Source organism: Ruegeria sp. AA6, from assembly GCF_056542865.1.
This window is the reverse complement of sequence record NZ_JBQGAN010000033.1, coordinates 20008-36310: the sequence shown is the minus strand read 5'-3', so window position 1 is coordinate 36310 and position 16303 is coordinate 20008. Positions and strand designations below refer to the sequence as shown.

The following is a 16303-nucleotide window of genomic DNA, read 5'->3' as shown; positions in this document are numbered from 1 at the left end:
GGCTATGCCCGCGCCTGCCTAGCCCAACGAGAGGAAATGTTTCGCCAGAAACATTGACGACGGGCGGGAGCCCCACCGATTTGTTTAAGTATCTATCGACCGAGCAATGAGCTCCTTCATGATCTCATTGGTACCGCCATAGATCATCTGAACCCGCGCATCCGCGTAGAGGCGCGCAATCGGGTACTCCATCATGAACCCGTAGCCTCCGAAAAGCTGAAGGCATTCATGCATGATCTCGTTCTGAACTTCCGAGCCCCAGTATTTCACCATCGAGGCGGTGGCCGCATCCAACGTTCCCGCCTCAAGCCGCGTGATGCAGTCATTGACAAAGCTCCGCAGTAGCTCGGCCTTTGTCTTGCACTCGGCCAGTTTGAAACGGGTGTTCTGGAAATCCATCACCCGCTGACCGAAAGCCTTACGCTCCTGTGTGTACTTAATCGTCTCAGAGATGGCGAAATCAATCGCACCCAACGCTCCGATGCCGATGGTCAGGCGCTCCCACGGCAATTGCTTCATCATCTGATAGAAACCCTGCCCCTCTTCTGCCCCTAGAAGATTTGTCATCGGCACCCTGACGTCCTCAAAGAACAGCTCGGCTGTGTCATTTGCTTTCATGCCCAGTTTCTTGAGGTTACGCCCCTTGCGGAAACCCTCAGCGCCCCCAGTTTCGACCGCAATCAGAGAAACGCCCTTCGAGCCCTGCGTTTTGTCCGTTTTGCAGGCAACGAGGATCAGGTCTGCGGACTGGCCGTTTGTGATGAAAATCTTGGAACCGTTCAGACGGTAAGAGTTCCCGTCCCTCTCTGCGGTCGTGCGAATGGACTGCACGTCCGACCCGGTTCCGGGTTCGGTCATGGCCAGCGCCCCGACCATCTCGCCCGAGGCCAGTTTCGGCAACCATTCCTGCTTTTGATCTTCGCTGCCATAGGCGTTGATGTAGTGGATAACGATGGACTGTATTGCATAACCCCAACCGCAATCCCCGTGCGAAGATTGCGCGTACAATGTGACCGCATCAAAGCCGATCCCGCCGCCGACACCGCCACAGGATTCGGGGATCGCACCTGCCATCAACCCGATATCACCAGCCTTGTGCCACATGTCGCGATCCACGACACCGTTCTCGATCCAGCGGTCGATATTGGGCACCAGTTCATCGTCCATAAACCTGTTCGCCAATTCCGCAAACATTTGGTGCTCTTCCGTCACCCAACTCGCAGTCGAGGTAAACAACGACATACAAGATCCTCCCCTTTGTCCTTGTTGTTCAGGCTAGCGCGGGAGGTTCCGCTTTCCAATCGACCGAAAGAATTACAACGCAACGTCCTTTTGAGCCAAAGCCGTTCAGGTCAGCGCGGCGTCCAACAGAATCTGTGCCGCGGCCTTTGCATTGCGCGCAGGTTCACAGGACTTCAGGAACACCGCTGTCACAATCGCACCTTCTTGAAGCAGCAGAAACTGACAAGCCAATTTTTCCGGCTGGCGAGCCCCCGCCTGACGCGCCAAATCGGTGAAGTGATCCAGCATGATCTGCTTGTGCTCGGCCGATTGCTTGTGGATCGGGTGGTCCTTCTCCTGAAACTCCGCACCGGCCTTGATGAACATGCAACCACGATATTCTTCCTGCCGAAACCATTCGCCCAACGCGTCAAAGCTTGAAAGCAATTGACCGGCGGGCGTATCCGACATCTCGCTGATCCGGCCCAGGAAATCCTTGCGAAAGCTCTCGTCCCTCAATTTCAGGGCGGCCAGGATCAAATCCTCTTTGGTGCGGAAATGCTTGTACATCGAGGTTTTCGAGACACCCGTTTCAACCACCAGCTTGTCCATCCCGGTGGCGTGAAACCCATCTCGGTAAAACACCTGTAAGGCATTGCGGACCAACTCGTCTCGTTTGTTCGGGCGCATTTGTGGGCTCCTGAGTGTACAGATCAGTACATAATAGCCAAAGCGCCGCAGGACAACCACAATGAGACCTTTGGCCAAGTTTCAAAATAAAACTTGCAAAAGTTTACCGATCGGTACACATTGGGATAAAGATGTACCGATCTGTTAACCTTGGAGCGATCAGATGAGACGCCATGCCAGCCTATTCTCCCCTCAATACGTCCCCGTTTTATTAACCCTTGCGTTGATTGCAGCCGCACTGACATGAAGGACCACACCGTGAGCCGCCCGCCTCTGCCTCCGTTCACGCAGGACACAGCCGTGCAAAAGGTTCGAATGGCGGAAAACGCCTGGAACAGCCGCGCTGCAGATGTAGTAACCCCGGCCTATACCGATGACAGCCAATGGCGGAACCGGGCAGAATTCCTTAGTGGTCACAAAGAAATCCACGCCTTTCTGACCCGCAAGTGGAACAAGGAACTGGAGTATCGCCTGATCAAGGAATTATGGGCCTATTGCGACAACCGCATTGCAGTACGCTATGCTTATGAGTGGCGTGATGACAGTGGTCAGTGGTTTCGATCTTACGGCAATGAGAATTGGGAATTTGCCGAAGATGGACGAATGGCCAAACGTCACGCGTCTCTCAATGATCTACCGATATCCGAGGGTGACCGCCTGTTCCATTGGCCGCAAGGCCCCCGCCCCGACGATCACCCCGGATTATCTGATTTGGGGCTCTGAAAGGATACACAATGCCACGCGCCTTTTCCGAACTGACCTTTACGCCTGCGGTCCGGACACATCAGGAACGGATGGGCTCGGCCAAGACCTACGCGAAGTTTATTGAAGGTGGACCGCAACAGGGGCACCAGATCGGCCCAACGGAAAAGGCGTTTATCGAGGCACGCGACGGGTTTTATCAATCCACCGTGTCCGAGACCGGCTGGCCTTATGTACAGTATCGCGGCGGGCCGGTCGGGTTCCTCAAAGTACTGGGACCACAGACCATCGGATACGCCGATTTCACAGGCAACAAACAGTACATCTCGCGTGGGAATCTCGACGGCAATGACCGCATCGCTCTGATTTTGATGGACTATGCCAACCAGCGACGCCTTAAAATATTAGGCCGGGTAGAGTTCACTGAAGGCGAGGCCGCGGCAGCCAGCCTTTACCCCGACGGCGCCGAGGCCCCCACCGAACGCGCTGTCATCATCCGGGTCGCGGCGCTGGACTGGAACTGTCCGCGCCACATCACTCCCCGCTATACCGAGGCCGAACTGCGCCCGCATCTGAACGCTTTGGGACAGCAATTGGCGCAGCTTCAGGCCGAGAACGAGAAATTAAAGCAAGAATTGATAAGATTGACCTGACTGGCGCGCCGGGAAGAAGGAACCCAAGCAATGCAGCGAAATCACTGTCAGTCTATGGCCAGTGGGGGGCCGCAGTTCTGATCTTGGCCCTTACGGTGGCGTTCTTTGCTTCACTCAAATCAATGCGCACATCACCGCCCGTTCCCGACCACACTCTCTTGCTGGACCGGCTTTCGGCAAACTGACGCGCGAAGAAATCGCGGAAGACCCCTTGACCTTCCCGTGACTGGAACCCTCATCTGAAGGGTGAAAGTGACGATAGGATGAGTCGGATGGCCTCACCGCAAACAACCCAGTTGAAGATCAAAGGCATGAGCTGCGCGTCTTGCGTTGGGCGCGTAGAAAAAGCCCTGCGCGATGTGCGGGGCGTGTCCGACGCCTCGGTCAATTTCGCCACTGAAACTGCACAGGTCACGTTTGACGGTCAGGCAAGCGCGCTGACCGACGCACTGACTCGTGCTGGATACCCAGCGGATGTCCGTCAAACGAAGCTGAATATCAGCGGAATGAGTTGTGCCTCTTGCGTATCCAGGATCGAACGGGTGTTGACCGCCGATCCGTCAGTGGTCGAGGCGCAGGTCAACCTTGCGACCGAAAGCGCGCTGATCACCTATGTAGACGGCGCCAAAGGCCCCCAAGCTTTGGCACAGATCTGCACGGATGCCGGATATCCGGCGCGGGTGGCAGACGAAAGCAACGACGCACCAGCCGAACACAAAGCCAATGAGACCGCCGCCCTGACCCGCGCAACGGTGATTGCCGCTACGCTGGCGTTACCTGTTTTTATTTTAGAGATGGGCGGCCATATGATCCCGGCCTTCCACCATTGGATTCACGCGACCATCGGTACGCAGACCAGCCATCTGATCCAATTCGCGTTGACCTCAGTTCTTTTGTTGGGGCCGGGGCGGGTATTCTACGCGAAAGGTATCCCTTCTCTGCTGCGCAGGTCGCCAGACATGAATGCGCTGGTCGCCTTGGGCACAGGGGCGGCTTATCTGTTCTCGGTGATCGCTACGTTCGCGCCGCAAATCCTGCCGCAGGGCAGCGCCAATGTGTATTTTGAGGCCGCCTCGGTCATCGTGGTGCTCATCCAGTTGGGTCGGGTATTGGAAGCGCGCGCCAAGGGCCGCACGGGTGCCGCAATCCGCAAGCTGGTCGGCTTGCAACCCAAAACCGCACGGGTTGAGGTGGAGGGCAAGATCGTTGACCGCCCGATTGCTGAAATCTCAACCGGGGACATCCTGCAAATCCGACCGGGTGAGCGGGTGCCCGTCGATGGTGACGTCCTCGAAGGCGCGTCTTACGTAGACGAAAGCATGATTACCGGTGAGCCCGTGCCCGCGGGAAAAGAGCCTGCTGATCAGGTTGTCGGCGGAACGGTAAACGGCACCGGTTCCCTGCGTGTCCGTGCGACGCATGTTGGGTCGGATACGGTGCTGGCGCAGGTCATCCGGATGGTGGAGCAGGCGCAGGGGGCCAAGCTGCCGATTCAGGGCTTGGTCGACCGGATCACTGCATGGTTTGTGCCTGTGGTCATCGCGGTCGCGCTGCTGACGATCTTGGTCTGGCTTGTTTTCGGACCGGAGCCTGCGCTGCCGATGGCGCTGGTTACCGGCGTCTCGGTCCTGATCATCGCCTGCCCGTGCGCCATGGGGCTTGCAACACCAACCTCGATCATGGTGGGAACCGGACGTGCAGCAGAGTTGGGCGTTCTGTTCCGCAAGGGCGACGCACTGCAACAACTGCAACAGGCCAAAGTCATCGCGTTCGACAAGACAGGCACCTTGACCTTGGGACGGCCGGAACTTGAGAACATCACAACTGCGAACGACTTTGACCGGGACGAAGTGCTGCGGCTGGCCGCAGCGGTGGAGGCGCGCTCGGAACACCCTATTGCCACCGCGATCACCCGCGCAGGCCCTGCGGAACTGCCTGACCTGTCTGATTTCGAATCCCTGACCGGGTTGGGTGTACGCGCGAAAGTCGAAGGCCGCGACGTTCTGATCGGATCGCCCCGTCTGATGACACAGAACGGTATAAACTTGGCCGACCTGACCGCCGAAGCCGACCGGCTTGCCAACGAAGGTGCGACGCCTTTGTTCGTCGCAATTGACAGTCAGGTTGCAGCGATGCTTGCGGTCTCGGACCCGGTGAAACCCGGTACGCAACAGGCGCTGGCGCGGCTGCACGCGTTGGGACTTAAACTGGCAATGGTGACGGGCGACAATACGCGCACCGCTCAGGCGTTGGCCGACAGGTTGGGCATCGACCACGTCACGGCCGAGGTTCTGCCGGATGGCAAGCTGGTCGCGATTACCGCATTGCGCGAACAGTTCGGCACGCTGGCATTTGTCGGTGACGGTATCAACGACGCTCCGGCTTTGGCATCGGCAGATATTGGTGTCGCCATCGGCACCGGAACCGATGTAGCGATTGAAACGGCGGATGTCGTACTGATGTCCGGCGACCTGCGCGGCGTGGCCAATGCAGTCGAGATCAGCCGTCGCACGATGCGCAACATCCGGCAAAACCTTGGCTGGGCCTTTGGCTATAACATCCTGCTGATCCCGGTCGCTGCTGGTGTGCTCTACCCGTTCAGCGGCCACCTGTTGTCCCCCGCTTTTGCTGCCGGTGCGATGGCCTTGTCCAGCGTCTTTGTCGTCTCGAACGCGTTGCGTCTGCGCCGGGTTCGAGCGAGCCTGCCCGAAGAGACTCAAAATCAAGCGACCCAAACGGTGACGACATGAACATCGGAGATGTTGCAGCCCGGACCGGCCTGCCCGCCAAGACAATCCGGTATTACGAGGATATCGGACTGATCAAACCGCTGCGCGACAACAATGGCTATCGGCTGTTTCGTGGCAGCGACGTGCACAAGTTGAATTTCCTGGGGCGCGCCCGCGCCTTGGGCTTTACGATCGAGGATTGTCGTACGCTGATGGCACTGTATGAAGACGAGAGCCGCGCCAGTTCCGATGTGAAAAAAGTCGCCCGCGCGCATCTGGCGCAGATCGAGGCCAAGATCGCTGATCTCAACGCGATGCGTGACACTTTGGGCCATCTCATTGATGCCTGTGCCGGAGATGATCGGCCCGATTGTCCGATCCTGCAAGATTTAGGCGGTAAGCCCTAACGCGGGGTTGCTCTTTGCGCGCGGCTTTGCTTTGTCTCTGCCAGAAATTTCGGCCTGCTGAAACGGCCGGGCATCAGATAGCAGAGAGGATCATCAAATGGCTAAAGTCGCGTTTCTGGGCCTGGGTGTCATGGGCTATCCCATGGCAGGCCATCTGCAGGCTGCAGGCCATGACGTCACGGTCTATAACCGCACCACGGCCAAGGCCGAAGCCTGGGGTGCCCAGCATGGCGGTGCGATGGCCGTGACCCCATCCGAAGCCGCAAAGGGCTGTGATATCGTCTTTTCATGCGTCGGCAATGATGATGACTTGCGCAACGTATGCACCGGTGAAGATGGGGCATTTCACGGCATGACCGAGGGTGCGATCTTTGTTGACCACACCACGGTTTCGGCCAAGGTGACCTATGAACTGTACGACGTCGCCAAGGCTAGGGGGATCGCCTTTGTCGACGCCCCAATTTCGGGTGGTCAGTCTGGCGCGGAAAACGCAGTTCTGTCGATCATGTGCGGCGGCGATCAGGCGGCCTATGACACAGCTGAACCCGTGATGAACGTGTACTCGAAAATCTGCCGCCGGATTGGTGAAAGCGGAGCTGGGCAACTTACAAAAATGAGCAACCAGATCGCAATCGCTGGCGTGGTGCAAGGGCTTAGCGAAGCGCTGCATTTCGCCGAAAAGGCCGGGCTGGATGGTCGTGCGGTGGTTGAGGTCATCAGTCAGGGGGCAGCAGGCAGTTGGCAGATGGTGAACCGGCATGAGACGATGCTGGACGATCATTTCGACTATGGCTTTGCGGTGGACTGGATGCGCAAGGATTTGGGCATCTGCCTGGACGAGGCAAATGACAATGGAGCGTCGTTGCCCCTGACGGCATTGGTCAATCAGTTCTACAAGGATGTGCAGAAGCTTGGCGGTGGCCGGTGGGATACATCCTCATTGTTCAAACGTTTGCGCGCGTTGGACTGATCGTCAAGGGGGCTGTCTGCCCCCTCTTGGCCCGAAGGGCCAATTCACCCCCGAAGGTATTTTTAGCCAGATGAAGGGGACCCCAGTGACACAAGGACAGAGAAGTTAATGAGCGACATGACGGAATTCTGGGCAGATGCTCTGCGTGCGCATTGGGGATTGGATGCCAAGCTAACGCGATTGGATGGTGAGTATGACCTGAACTTTATGGTTCGGGCCACCAATGGTCAGGACTATGTCCTTAAAGTCATGCGCGCAGGATGCGAAGCGGAACTCGTTGACCTTCAGGTTAAGGCTCTGGCCCATATCGCAAGTGAAGCACCGGGATTGCCGTTTCCCCAAGTCTACCCGGACCTGAACGGCGCGCTGCTGCCCGAGATTTCTGATCCCAACGGACAGGCACGGCTGGTGTGGCTGCTCGAATGTCTGCCGGGGCAATGTTACGCCAAGTCAGCGCCCAAGTCCGAAGAATTGATACTGAAACTGGGCCGTGTTCTGGGCGCAACCGACAAGGCGTTGGAGCGGTTTACTCATGACGGGTTGAATCGAGCCGAGTTCAAGTGGGATCTGGTTCAGGCAGGTTGGGCTTCCGACCGGTTGAATGTGATTGCCGACCCTGCCCGTCGGGCCTTGCTGTCCGAAATCTGTGATCGGTTCGAGGCGATCTCGGGGGCGCTATCAGGATTGCCAAAACAGGCGATCCACAATGATGCCAATGATTACAACATACTGGTCGAGGGCGAGCTGGGTCAGCGTCAGAGCATCTCGGGCCTGATTGATCTGGGGGATATGTGCGCGGCACCTCGCGTCTGTGATCTGGCGATTGCGGGCGCGTATATCGTTCTGGACCATCCCAAACCAGAGCGCGCACTGTCGGCATTGGTGCGCGGATACCACGCAGCCAACCGGCTGCGCCCCGACGAGGTTGATCTGATCTGGCCGCTGCTGCGAATGCGGTTGGCGGTGTCCGTCGTGAACTCGACCCTGATGGCGGCGGAAAACCCGAATGATCCCTATGTGACTATCAGTCAGGCCCCGGCCTGGCGATTTCTTGAGAACGCGGACGTGAAGGGCGGCTTGATGCCGGCACGGCTGCGTACCGCCTGTCATTTGCCCGTTACGGACGGGGCCGAGCGCATCCATGCCTATCTGTCCGAGCACCGCGGCCAATTTGCCCCGATGTTCGATCAGGATCTCGGCGATGTTCCGATGGGATCGCTGTCGGTCGAAAACTCGACATGGCCGCAAAACCCGTTTCACATGCCATTGGAAGAAGCCGCGCGCGTGGGTGAGGAATTTGGCGAAGGTCTCTGGCTGGGTTACTACAATGAACCCCGCCTGATCTATGCCGAACCCGGATTCCGTAAGGGGCCGTGGAAGGCGTCGGACCGGCGCACCGTGCATCTGGCGGTGGACGTGTTTGCCCCGGCAGGCACGGTGCTGCATGCGCCGATGAGTGGTCGGGTCGAAGCTGTTGAGAACCGGGATGCTCATCTTGATTACGGCGGCGTTGTAATCCTGCACCATGAAACGCCCGAGGGTGATCCGTTCTATACGCTCTACGGCCATCTGGACCCCGAGGTTTGCGACCGGCTGAAACCGGGTGATCCGGTTGCGCAGGGCGCGGCCTTTGCCCGGCTGGGCGATGCCAGCCAGAACGGCGGCTGGGCTCCGCACGTGCATTTCCAACTGGCCCTGACCACGGACGGGATGCAGACAGACTGGCCCGGTGTCGGCGATCCGGATGAAATGGAGCTGTGGCACGCTATCTGCCCCAACCCTGCCGCGATGTTGAACTTGGCCGACGACAAGGTGTTCTATCGCCCGACGGATAAGCGGGCGATCCTGCAAGGGCGGCACGATCATTTCGGCGGCAACCTCAGCCTGACCTATGATGATCCGGTGATGCTGGTGCGCGGTTGGAAGCACCACCTGTTTGACGAATGGGGCCGCCCTTATCTGGACGCCTATAACAATGTTCCGCATGTGGGCCACGCGCACCCGCGTATTCAGGCGGTGGCGGCGGATCAACTGAAACGGATGAACTCGAACACTCGCTACCTGCATCCAGCGCAGACAGCTTTTGCCGACAAGGTTCTGTCTAAGCTGCCCGATCATTTCGAGGTCTGCTTTTTCGTCAACTCGGGCACCGAGGCCAATGAACTGGCCTTGCGGCTGGCACGTGCGCATACCGGCGCCAAGGGGATTGTGACCCCCGATCATGGCTATCACGGCAATACCAACGCCGCTGTTGCGATCTCGGCCTACAAGTTCAACAAGCCCGGCGGTGTTGGTCAGGCCGATTGGGTTGAACTGGTTGAGGTAGCCGATGATTATCGCGGGTCGTTCAAACGCGATGATCCTGACCGTGCCCAGAAATACGCTGACCTGGTAGACCCGGCGATTGCTGCCTTGCAGGACAAGGGGCAGGGCGTGGCTGGGTTCATCGCTGAGACCTTCCCCTCGGTCGGTGGTCAGATCATCCCGCCCAAGGGCTACCTATCTGCTGTTTATGAGAAAATCCGCGCTGCGGGTGGCGTATGCGTCGCCGATGAAGTGCAGACGGGACTGGGGCGTTTGGGTGAATACTACTTCGGCTTTGAACACCAGGGCGCGCTGCCGGATATCGTTGTCATGGGCAAGCCCATCGGCAACGGCCATCCGCTGGGCGTGCTGGTCACGACCAAAGAGATCGCCCGCAGTTTTGACAACGGGATCGAGTTCTTCTCGACCTTTGGCGGCTCGACTCTGTCCTGCCGGATCGGGAAGGAGGTGCTGGACATCGTCGATGACGAGGGTTTGCAGGACAACGCCCAAAGGATGGGTGCGCGCATGATGGACGGCCTGCGTCAGATAGAATCCGATTTCGGGTGTGTTGGCGATGTGCGCGGCATGGGTTTGTTTCTTGGCGTCGAACTGATCAATCCCGACGGGTCCGAGGGCACCGAAATCTGCAAATACGTCAAGAACCGGATGCGCGATCACCGCATTCTGATCGGCAGCGAAGGACCCAAAGACAATATCCTGAAAATCCGCCCACCCCTGACCATCGAGGCCGAAGACGTCGACATGATCCTTTGGGCCTTGCGTGATGTCCTGACCGAGGTGGGCGATTACGCCCCTGCCCCGGTCTGCGACCATGACCACCACCACGCAGGGTGCGGATGCTGCTGACGAAGTCAAAACCCCGGCGCAATGAGAGCGCCGGGGTTTTTCGCGGACCCGCTGCTTAGTGCAGCACGGCTGCGGGGGGGTGATGCCCGGTTGTTGGCATTGGAACAGATGCCGTCATCCGTCTCAGCGCCAACCCGAATTCTTCTGACAATGAAGCCAAAGCAGGGGCAAAATCCGCCCGCACAATCAACGACGCCATCATCATCGCATCTTCACGCGCCCCTTCCGAGGCTGCCGCGATCATCTGAGCAAAGCAATTCTCGTCCGCACCCAGACAGGAACAGCCCTGCCCGTGTCGGATCAGAGGGCGACGCCCGTGATGTGCACAAAGCGAGCACAACCGATCCAGCGTCATCATCGCGGCGCGGCCACATTCTGCGCCCAGCGCGATCTGAAAGTCACTGGCGGCGTCCGTGCGGCCCTGCGCCCCGCCACTCCACAGCCGCAAATACATGACAGCTCCGGCTTCTACAGGGTCTAGGTCGGTCAGGCGGCCAACTGCCGCCCCACCACGAGAGGTAGGCGCGCTCATTTGGTCAGGATCAGTTTACCGGCGCGGGTGATGCGCAGCGTGTACAGCTGGTCGCCCAGTTCGATATGGGCGAGGTTGCCGCCCTTGGTCAGATCTTCAGCCTTATGAGCCGGAAGCATGGATACAGCGTAGGACTGGCTGGGATTCGGGTTCTGCATATTCATCAGGACAACTCCAGAGGTCTTGGGCGAAATGCCTTAATCTGTTCGCGGTTTTCAGTGTTCTGGCTGACCCGAATGAGGGGTTGGCTGACGGCTTCTCGGGTAATCTGATTATTTTAGTCAGGTATGTCAAGGCCCGTTCTGTCAAATTCCTCAACCCGCTTGATTGCGCGAAAAATCCAAGCGGGTTAGGTCTTGCGCAAGAAATCGTACCAAAGGGGCAATTGATGAGCGCGACAATCATGTTCGATCTGGACGGAACGCTGGTGGACAGTCTTCCCGACATTGCCGCCGCCGCAAACATGATGCTTGAGGGCACGGGTATCGCGCCACTTCCCCAGGATCAAATCAAACAATTTGTGGGCAAAGGTCTGCCCAATCTGGTTGAGCGTGTGATGCACCACTGCAATCTGCCAATGGACCGCCATGCCGAGTTGTCCCGAAAAACGCTAGAGCACTACAACGCCGCGTCCACTGATAAGACCGTTGTCTATCCTGGTGTCACGCGGGCTTTGGAAGATTTGCGAGACATGGGCTGTGTTCTGGGCGTCTGCACCAACAAACCCGAAGCTCCGGCCCGCCATGTGCTAGAGGTGTTGGACCTTACCCTGCACTTTGACACTGTCATCGGCGGGGACAGCCTGAATACCCGCAAGCCAGATCCGGCCCATCTTGAAGCCAGCTTTGCCGCTGTTACCGCCGTCGGCCCGCGCCTGTTCGTGGGTGACAGCGAAGTCGACGCTGAAACCGCCCAGCGCGCGCAGGTGCCCTTTCTGCTTTTCACCGAAGGATATCGAAAATCCCCGGTCGCCGAGGTTCCACACACGGTCAGTTTTAGGGAATTTTCGGAACTGCCAGCGCTTGTCAAAACGTTTCTGCCTACGCTGGGGCAAAGTGTCTGAAAGTGATTTCCAATGGGATTTTAGTAGGTCTCAAAGGTAATTGAGGGGCCGGCTGAGGGGGTAAGATGCCAGCCCCTCACAGGGGAAAAGTGGTATGGTCCTTTGTGACCTCTTCAATGATTCAACCCTAGCGACACGGCATTGAAATCGGAATTGGGGGTTTCCCGTAGCGCGCTGGACCCTATTGAAATTGCAGTTAAATTTTTTGCGAATCTGGGCCATATGTGCGTGGTTATTCCGGCATTCGTACTTACGCCGCCGTTTTTTGCCTCCTTTTAAGCACCCAAAATGCAAAAGACGGAGTGGATACCCACCCCGTCAATTGGCCCTCGCCGTCCCTTGCGCGGACCATCCGGCCCGTGGCTATTCAAATCGCCAGATATTCCTCGCGCAATTGTGTGTTCTCCAGCACTTCATTCGCCGAGCCATCAAACACGATGCTTCCGGTATCCAGAATGATCGCCCGGTCCGCCAGTTCCAGCGCCCTGACCGCGTTTTGCTCAACGATGATCGTGGTCATACCCTGCTGCTTTACGTGGATCAGCGTCTTTTCGATTTCATCCACGATCACAGGAGCCAGCCCTTCATAGGGTTCGTCCAGCAGCAGCACCTTGATGTCCCGTGCCAGCGCCCGGGCGATCGACAGCATCTGTTGCTCTCCGCCCGACAGAGTGATGCCTTCCTGCTTGCGGCGCTCCCCCAGCCTTGGGAACAACTCGTACAACCGTTCCAGAGACCACCCGATGGGCGGTGCTATCTGCGCCAGTTGCAGGTTTTCCTCGACTGTCAGGCCGGGAATGATCCGCCGGTCCTCGGGCACCAGACCGAGGCCAGCCGCAGCAGCCTCATAGCTGGTCATATTGTGCAAGGGCTGGTGATCCAGCCAGATCTCGCCATGCCGCACCTCGGGTTCGCCCACGCGCGCTATGGACCGCAGGGTCGAGGTCTTGCCCGCCCCGTTGCGCCCCAGCAGCGCAAGGATTTCCCCTTCGTGCACATTAAAACTGACGCCCTGCACGATGTAGCTCTCGCCATAGTAAGAGTGCACGTCCCACACAGATAGAAACGCAGGAGCGGTACTGGCCTTGTTGGCATTCTGTGAAAAGTCAGGTTTCTCGTTCATAGCTTTTCCTTACGCAGCCTCACCCAGATAGGCCTCGCGGACCTTGGGGTTCCCGCGGATTTTTTCCGGAATGTCTTCGACCAGAGGCGTCCCCTGCGCCAGAACCGTGATGCGCTCGGCCAGACTGAAGACCACATGCATGTCATGCTCGATGATTGCGATAGTAATGTCGCGCTCGTCCTTGATCTGTTTCAGCAGATCAATCGTGTTGTTGGTATCGGCCCGTGCCATGCCCGCAGTCGGTTCATCCAGCAGCAACAGGCGGGGGTTCTGGCTGAGGCACATGCCAATCTCCAGCCGCCGCTTATCGCCCCGCGACAGCGAGGCTGCGTGCATCTCGCGCTTGTCGGCCATGTTCATCTCTTCCAGCATCGCCTCGGCCTGTTCGACGACCGCCTTTTCGTTGGCGATGGTCTCATAGGCGTGCATTCGGAAGGCCCCGTCTCTCATGGCGAAGATCGGGATCAGCATGTTTTCCATCACCGTCAGCTCGCCAAAGATCTCGGGCGTTTGAAACACACGGCTGATGCCCATCTGGTTAATCTCGAACGGCTCCAGCCCCAGCACAGAGTTGTTATCAAACAATACAGAACCAGTGTCCGGCATCAGCTTGCCCACCAGACAGTTCAACAGGGTCGACTTGCCAGCCCCGTTGGGGCCGATGATGGCGTGGACCGAATTCTCCTCGACATTGAGGTTCACATCCGTCAGTGCCTTCAGGCCCCCGAACCGTTTACTGACGTCTTTGACGCGTAGAATTGCCATTTTCCGCCCCCTTATTCCGCTGGCTCAGTTTTGCCCGACGGTGCATCGTCGGTGCCTGTTTTTTTGCGCTTGAACCTGTTCAGTAGCCGCTGACCACCTTCGACAAGCCCGCCCGGCAGGTAAATCACAACCAACATAAACAGGATCCCCAAAGTCAGGTGCCAGCCTTTGCCGATGAACGGATGGATCAGAAACACGACGGCGTCCTCAAGCCCATCGGGCAGGAAGGCAAACCAGCTGTGCAGGACGTTGTCGTTGATCTTCGAGAAGATGTTTTCGAAATACTTGATGAAGCCTGCACCCAGAACCGGGCCAATTAGCGTGCCGGTACCGCCCAAGATGGTCATCAGAACAACCTCACCCGAGGCGGTCCACTGCATCCGTTCAGCCCCGGCCAGCGGGTCCATCGCCGCCATAAGGCCACCGGCCAAACCGGCATACATGCCCGAGATCACAAAGGCCGCCAGTGTATAGGGTTTGGAGTTCAGCCCTGTGTAGTTCATCCGCTGTTGGTTCGACTTCACCGCCCGCAACATCATGCCAAAGGGCGAGCGGAAGATGCGAATGGCCAGATAGAACACTGCCATCATAATCACCGCGCACAGGTAGTAACCTGCGTTGAAGTCGAAACTCCACGCGCCCACATCCATCGTATAGGTCGCCCGCATCGGCAGGCCGAACAGATGCGGCAGGTCCGGCGCGTTCGCGCCCTGCAGTATCTGCGGATCGTCGGCATAGACCTGCAGACCGGTTTCTCCATTGGTCAGGTTGAATTTGGGGTTCGATAGCACCGAATAGGCCAGCGCAAAGCTCATCTGCGCGAAAGCCAGCGTCAGGATCGAAAAATAAATTCCCGACCTCCGAAGGCTGACAAAGCCAATCAGCAATGAGAACAACCCGGCGACAACGACACTCAGCGCGATGGCGGGGATGACGTTATAGCTGAGCAGCTTGAACATCCACACGGCAGAATAGGACCCGACACCCAGAAAGGCCGCGTGGCCGAAGGACAGGTATCCGGTCAGACCGAACAGGATGTTAAAGCCGATGGCAAAGATGCCAAAGATCACGAAACGCTGCATCAGGTCCGGGTATCCCGCGTTGAACTGCGCCATGGCGCTGCCCTCGGGGAACGGGTTCAGGATGAAGGGAGCCAGCAAGGTCAGGATCGCCACGATGATCAGCAGGCTGGTGTCTTTTTTGTTCAGTCCCAACATGGATTATTCCTCCATCACGCCTTTGCGCCCCATCAGCCCACGTGGCCGCGTCAGCAGCACGATTATGGCGACAAGGTAGATGATGATCTGGTTGATGCCCGGGATTGTGGTGGTGGCCCAGGTCGTCGAGGCAAAGCTTTCCAGAATTCCCAGCAGGAAACCCGCCAGCACCGCCCCGGGTAACGAGCCCATACCGCCCACAACAACGACAACAAAGCTGAGAACCAGGAAATCCATTCCCATATGGTAATTCGGTGGATTGAGCGGCCCGTACATCACTCCGGCCAGCCCCGCCACCGCAGCGGCGATCCCGAACATGATGGTGAACCGGCGGTCAATATTGATGCCCAGCAGACCCACGGTTTCACGATCGGCCATACCGGCCCGTACGACCATGCCAAAAGTGGTGAATTGCAGGAACGAGAAGACCGCTCCAATAATCGCCGCGGCAAAGCCGAAATAGACCAATCGCCAGATCGGATAGATGATCGCGTTGGGGTCAAAACCGATCATGGTGCCCAGATCAACAGACCCGCTCAGCGCGTCGGGCGGCGGGGTCTGGATCGGGTTGGCACCGAAGAAGTACTTGACGATTTCCTGCAGCACGATCGCCAGACCAAACGTTACAAGGATCTGGTCCGCGTGGGGTCGCTTATAGAAGTGTTTGATCAGCCCGCGCTCCATCACATAGCCGACAAACAGCATGATCGGGATCGCGAACAGGATGGCCAAAGGTACTGACCAGTCGATAATGGACGCGCCGACCTCGGGGCCGAACCAAGCCTCGACATAAGGTGTTTCGACCTTCAGTGGGTTGCCGAGAAAGTCTTTTTGCGTCTCATCAACGGTCTCGAAACTCAGATTCAGTAGTTTTTGCAAGGTCACGGCGCAGAACGCACCGATCATGAACAACGCCCCGTGGGCAAAGTTCACGACCCCGAGCGTGCCGAAGATCAGCGTCAGACCCAAAGCGATCAGCGCATAGGCCGAGCCTTTGTCCAGACCGTTTAGAATTTGCAGTAGGATGGCGTCCATTGGCCCCACCTCAGGGTTGGTC

The 16303-nt window shown here is 57.9% G+C and carries 14 protein-coding genes and 1 pseudogene; 7 read left to right on the top strand and 8 right to left on the bottom strand.

Translation table 11 applies throughout. The annotated features are described in order from the left end of the window. Nucleotides 1-84 precede the first annotated feature (84 nt). Together ACR0LN_RS21835 and ACR0LN_RS21830 are read right to left on the bottom strand one after the other, a co-directional pair. Nucleotides 85-1242 carry an acyl-CoA dehydrogenase family protein gene (locus ACR0LN_RS21835; RefSeq protein WP_480432707.1) on the bottom strand — a complete coding sequence of 386 codons (1158 nt, stop codon included), beginning with the start codon at nucleotides 1240-1242 and terminating at the stop codon, nucleotides 85-87. 105 nt (nucleotides 1243-1347) lie between these two features. Next, on the bottom strand, nucleotides 1348-1911 hold the full coding sequence (locus ACR0LN_RS21830) for a TetR/AcrR family transcriptional regulator (RefSeq protein WP_480432705.1): 564 nt from the start codon (nucleotides 1909-1911) through the stop codon (nucleotides 1348-1350). A 243-nt stretch (nucleotides 1912-2154) separates the two neighbouring features. Between ACR0LN_RS21830 and ACR0LN_RS21825 the strand changes: the two genes are divergently transcribed. The 6 genes and pseudogenes from ACR0LN_RS21825 to ACR0LN_RS21800 all read left to right on the top strand — a co-directional run bounded on the left by ACR0LN_RS21825 (nucleotide 2155) and on the right by ACR0LN_RS21800 (nucleotide 10546). Beyond that, entirely contained in the window at nucleotides 2155-2634 is a 480-nt protein-coding gene (locus ACR0LN_RS21825) for a nuclear transport factor 2 family protein (protein ID WP_480432704.1), read from the top strand. Between the two features lie 11 nt (nucleotides 2635-2645). Next, nucleotides 2646-3266: a pyridoxamine 5'-phosphate oxidase family protein gene (locus ACR0LN_RS21820; protein WP_480432703.1), complete on the top strand. Its 621-nt coding sequence runs from the start codon at nucleotides 2646-2648 to the stop codon at nucleotides 3264-3266. 272 nt (nucleotides 3267-3538) lie between these two features. After that, complete coding sequence (locus ACR0LN_RS21815) at nucleotides 3539-6016, top strand: heavy metal translocating P-type ATPase (protein WP_480432701.1); 2478 nt, start codon at nucleotides 3539-3541, stop codon at nucleotides 6014-6016. After that, on the top strand, nucleotides 6013-6402 hold the full coding sequence (gene cueR / locus ACR0LN_RS21810; protein ID WP_480432699.1) for a Cu(I)-responsive transcriptional regulator: 390 nt from the start codon (nucleotides 6013-6015) through the stop codon (nucleotides 6400-6402). The genes ACR0LN_RS21815 and cueR overlap by 4 nt, the downstream gene beginning before the upstream one ends. Nucleotides 6403-6490: 88 nt before the next feature. Further along, a pseudogene (locus ACR0LN_RS21805) lies at nucleotides 6491-7372 on the top strand (NAD(P)-dependent oxidoreductase); the annotation flags it as partial. Nucleotides 7373-7480: 108 nt separating this feature from the next. After that, entirely contained in the window at nucleotides 7481-10546 is a 3066-nt protein-coding gene (locus tag ACR0LN_RS21800) for an aminotransferase class III-fold pyridoxal phosphate-dependent enzyme (RefSeq protein ID WP_480432697.1), read from the top strand. A 55-nt stretch (nucleotides 10547-10601) separates the two neighbouring features. On the opposite strand, the gene ACR0LN_RS21795 is transcribed toward ACR0LN_RS21800, so the two are convergent. Both ACR0LN_RS21795 and hemP read right to left on the bottom strand, forming a co-directional pair. After that, the gene (locus ACR0LN_RS21795; protein ID WP_480432695.1) at nucleotides 10602-11078 is read right to left on the bottom strand and encodes a hypothetical protein; all 477 of its coding nucleotides are present in this window, start codon (nucleotides 11076-11078) and stop codon (nucleotides 10602-10604) included. Then, a complete protein-coding gene (hemP, locus tag ACR0LN_RS21790; protein ID WP_170332270.1) occupies nucleotides 11075-11242 on the bottom strand; it encodes a hemin uptake protein HemP in 168 nt (55 codons plus the stop codon). The genes ACR0LN_RS21795 and hemP overlap by 4 nt, the downstream gene beginning before the upstream one ends. Before the next feature lie 224 nt (nucleotides 11243-11466). On the opposite strand from hemP, the gene gph reads away from it, so the two are divergent. Further along, a complete protein-coding gene (gph, locus tag ACR0LN_RS21785) occupies nucleotides 11467-12141 on the top strand; it encodes a phosphoglycolate phosphatase (RefSeq protein ID WP_480432693.1) in 675 nt (224 codons plus the stop codon). 367 nt (nucleotides 12142-12508) lie between these two features. Here gph and ACR0LN_RS21780 read toward each other — a convergent pair whose 3' ends face one another. From ACR0LN_RS21780 to ACR0LN_RS21765, 4 genes are read right to left on the bottom strand one after another with little or no spacing between them, the layout of a single operon-like run. Then, nucleotides 12509-13264: an ABC transporter ATP-binding protein gene (locus ACR0LN_RS21780; RefSeq protein WP_480432691.1), complete on the bottom strand. Its 756-nt coding sequence runs from the start codon at nucleotides 13262-13264 to the stop codon at nucleotides 12509-12511. Between the two features lie 9 nt (nucleotides 13265-13273). Next, entirely contained in the window at nucleotides 13274-14029 is a 756-nt protein-coding gene (locus ACR0LN_RS21775) for an ABC transporter ATP-binding protein (RefSeq protein WP_480432690.1), read from the bottom strand. An 11-nt stretch (nucleotides 14030-14040) separates the two neighbouring features. Beyond that, nucleotides 14041-15246, bottom strand: coding sequence for a branched-chain amino acid ABC transporter permease (locus tag ACR0LN_RS21770; RefSeq protein WP_480432688.1), 1206 nt, complete (start codon nucleotides 15244-15246; stop codon nucleotides 14041-14043). Between the two features lie 3 nt (nucleotides 15247-15249). Beyond that, the gene (locus ACR0LN_RS21765) at nucleotides 15250-16281 is read right to left on the bottom strand and encodes a branched-chain amino acid ABC transporter permease (protein WP_480432686.1); all 1032 of its coding nucleotides are present in this window, start codon (nucleotides 16279-16281) and stop codon (nucleotides 15250-15252) included. Nucleotides 16282-16303: the final 22 nt, after the last annotated feature.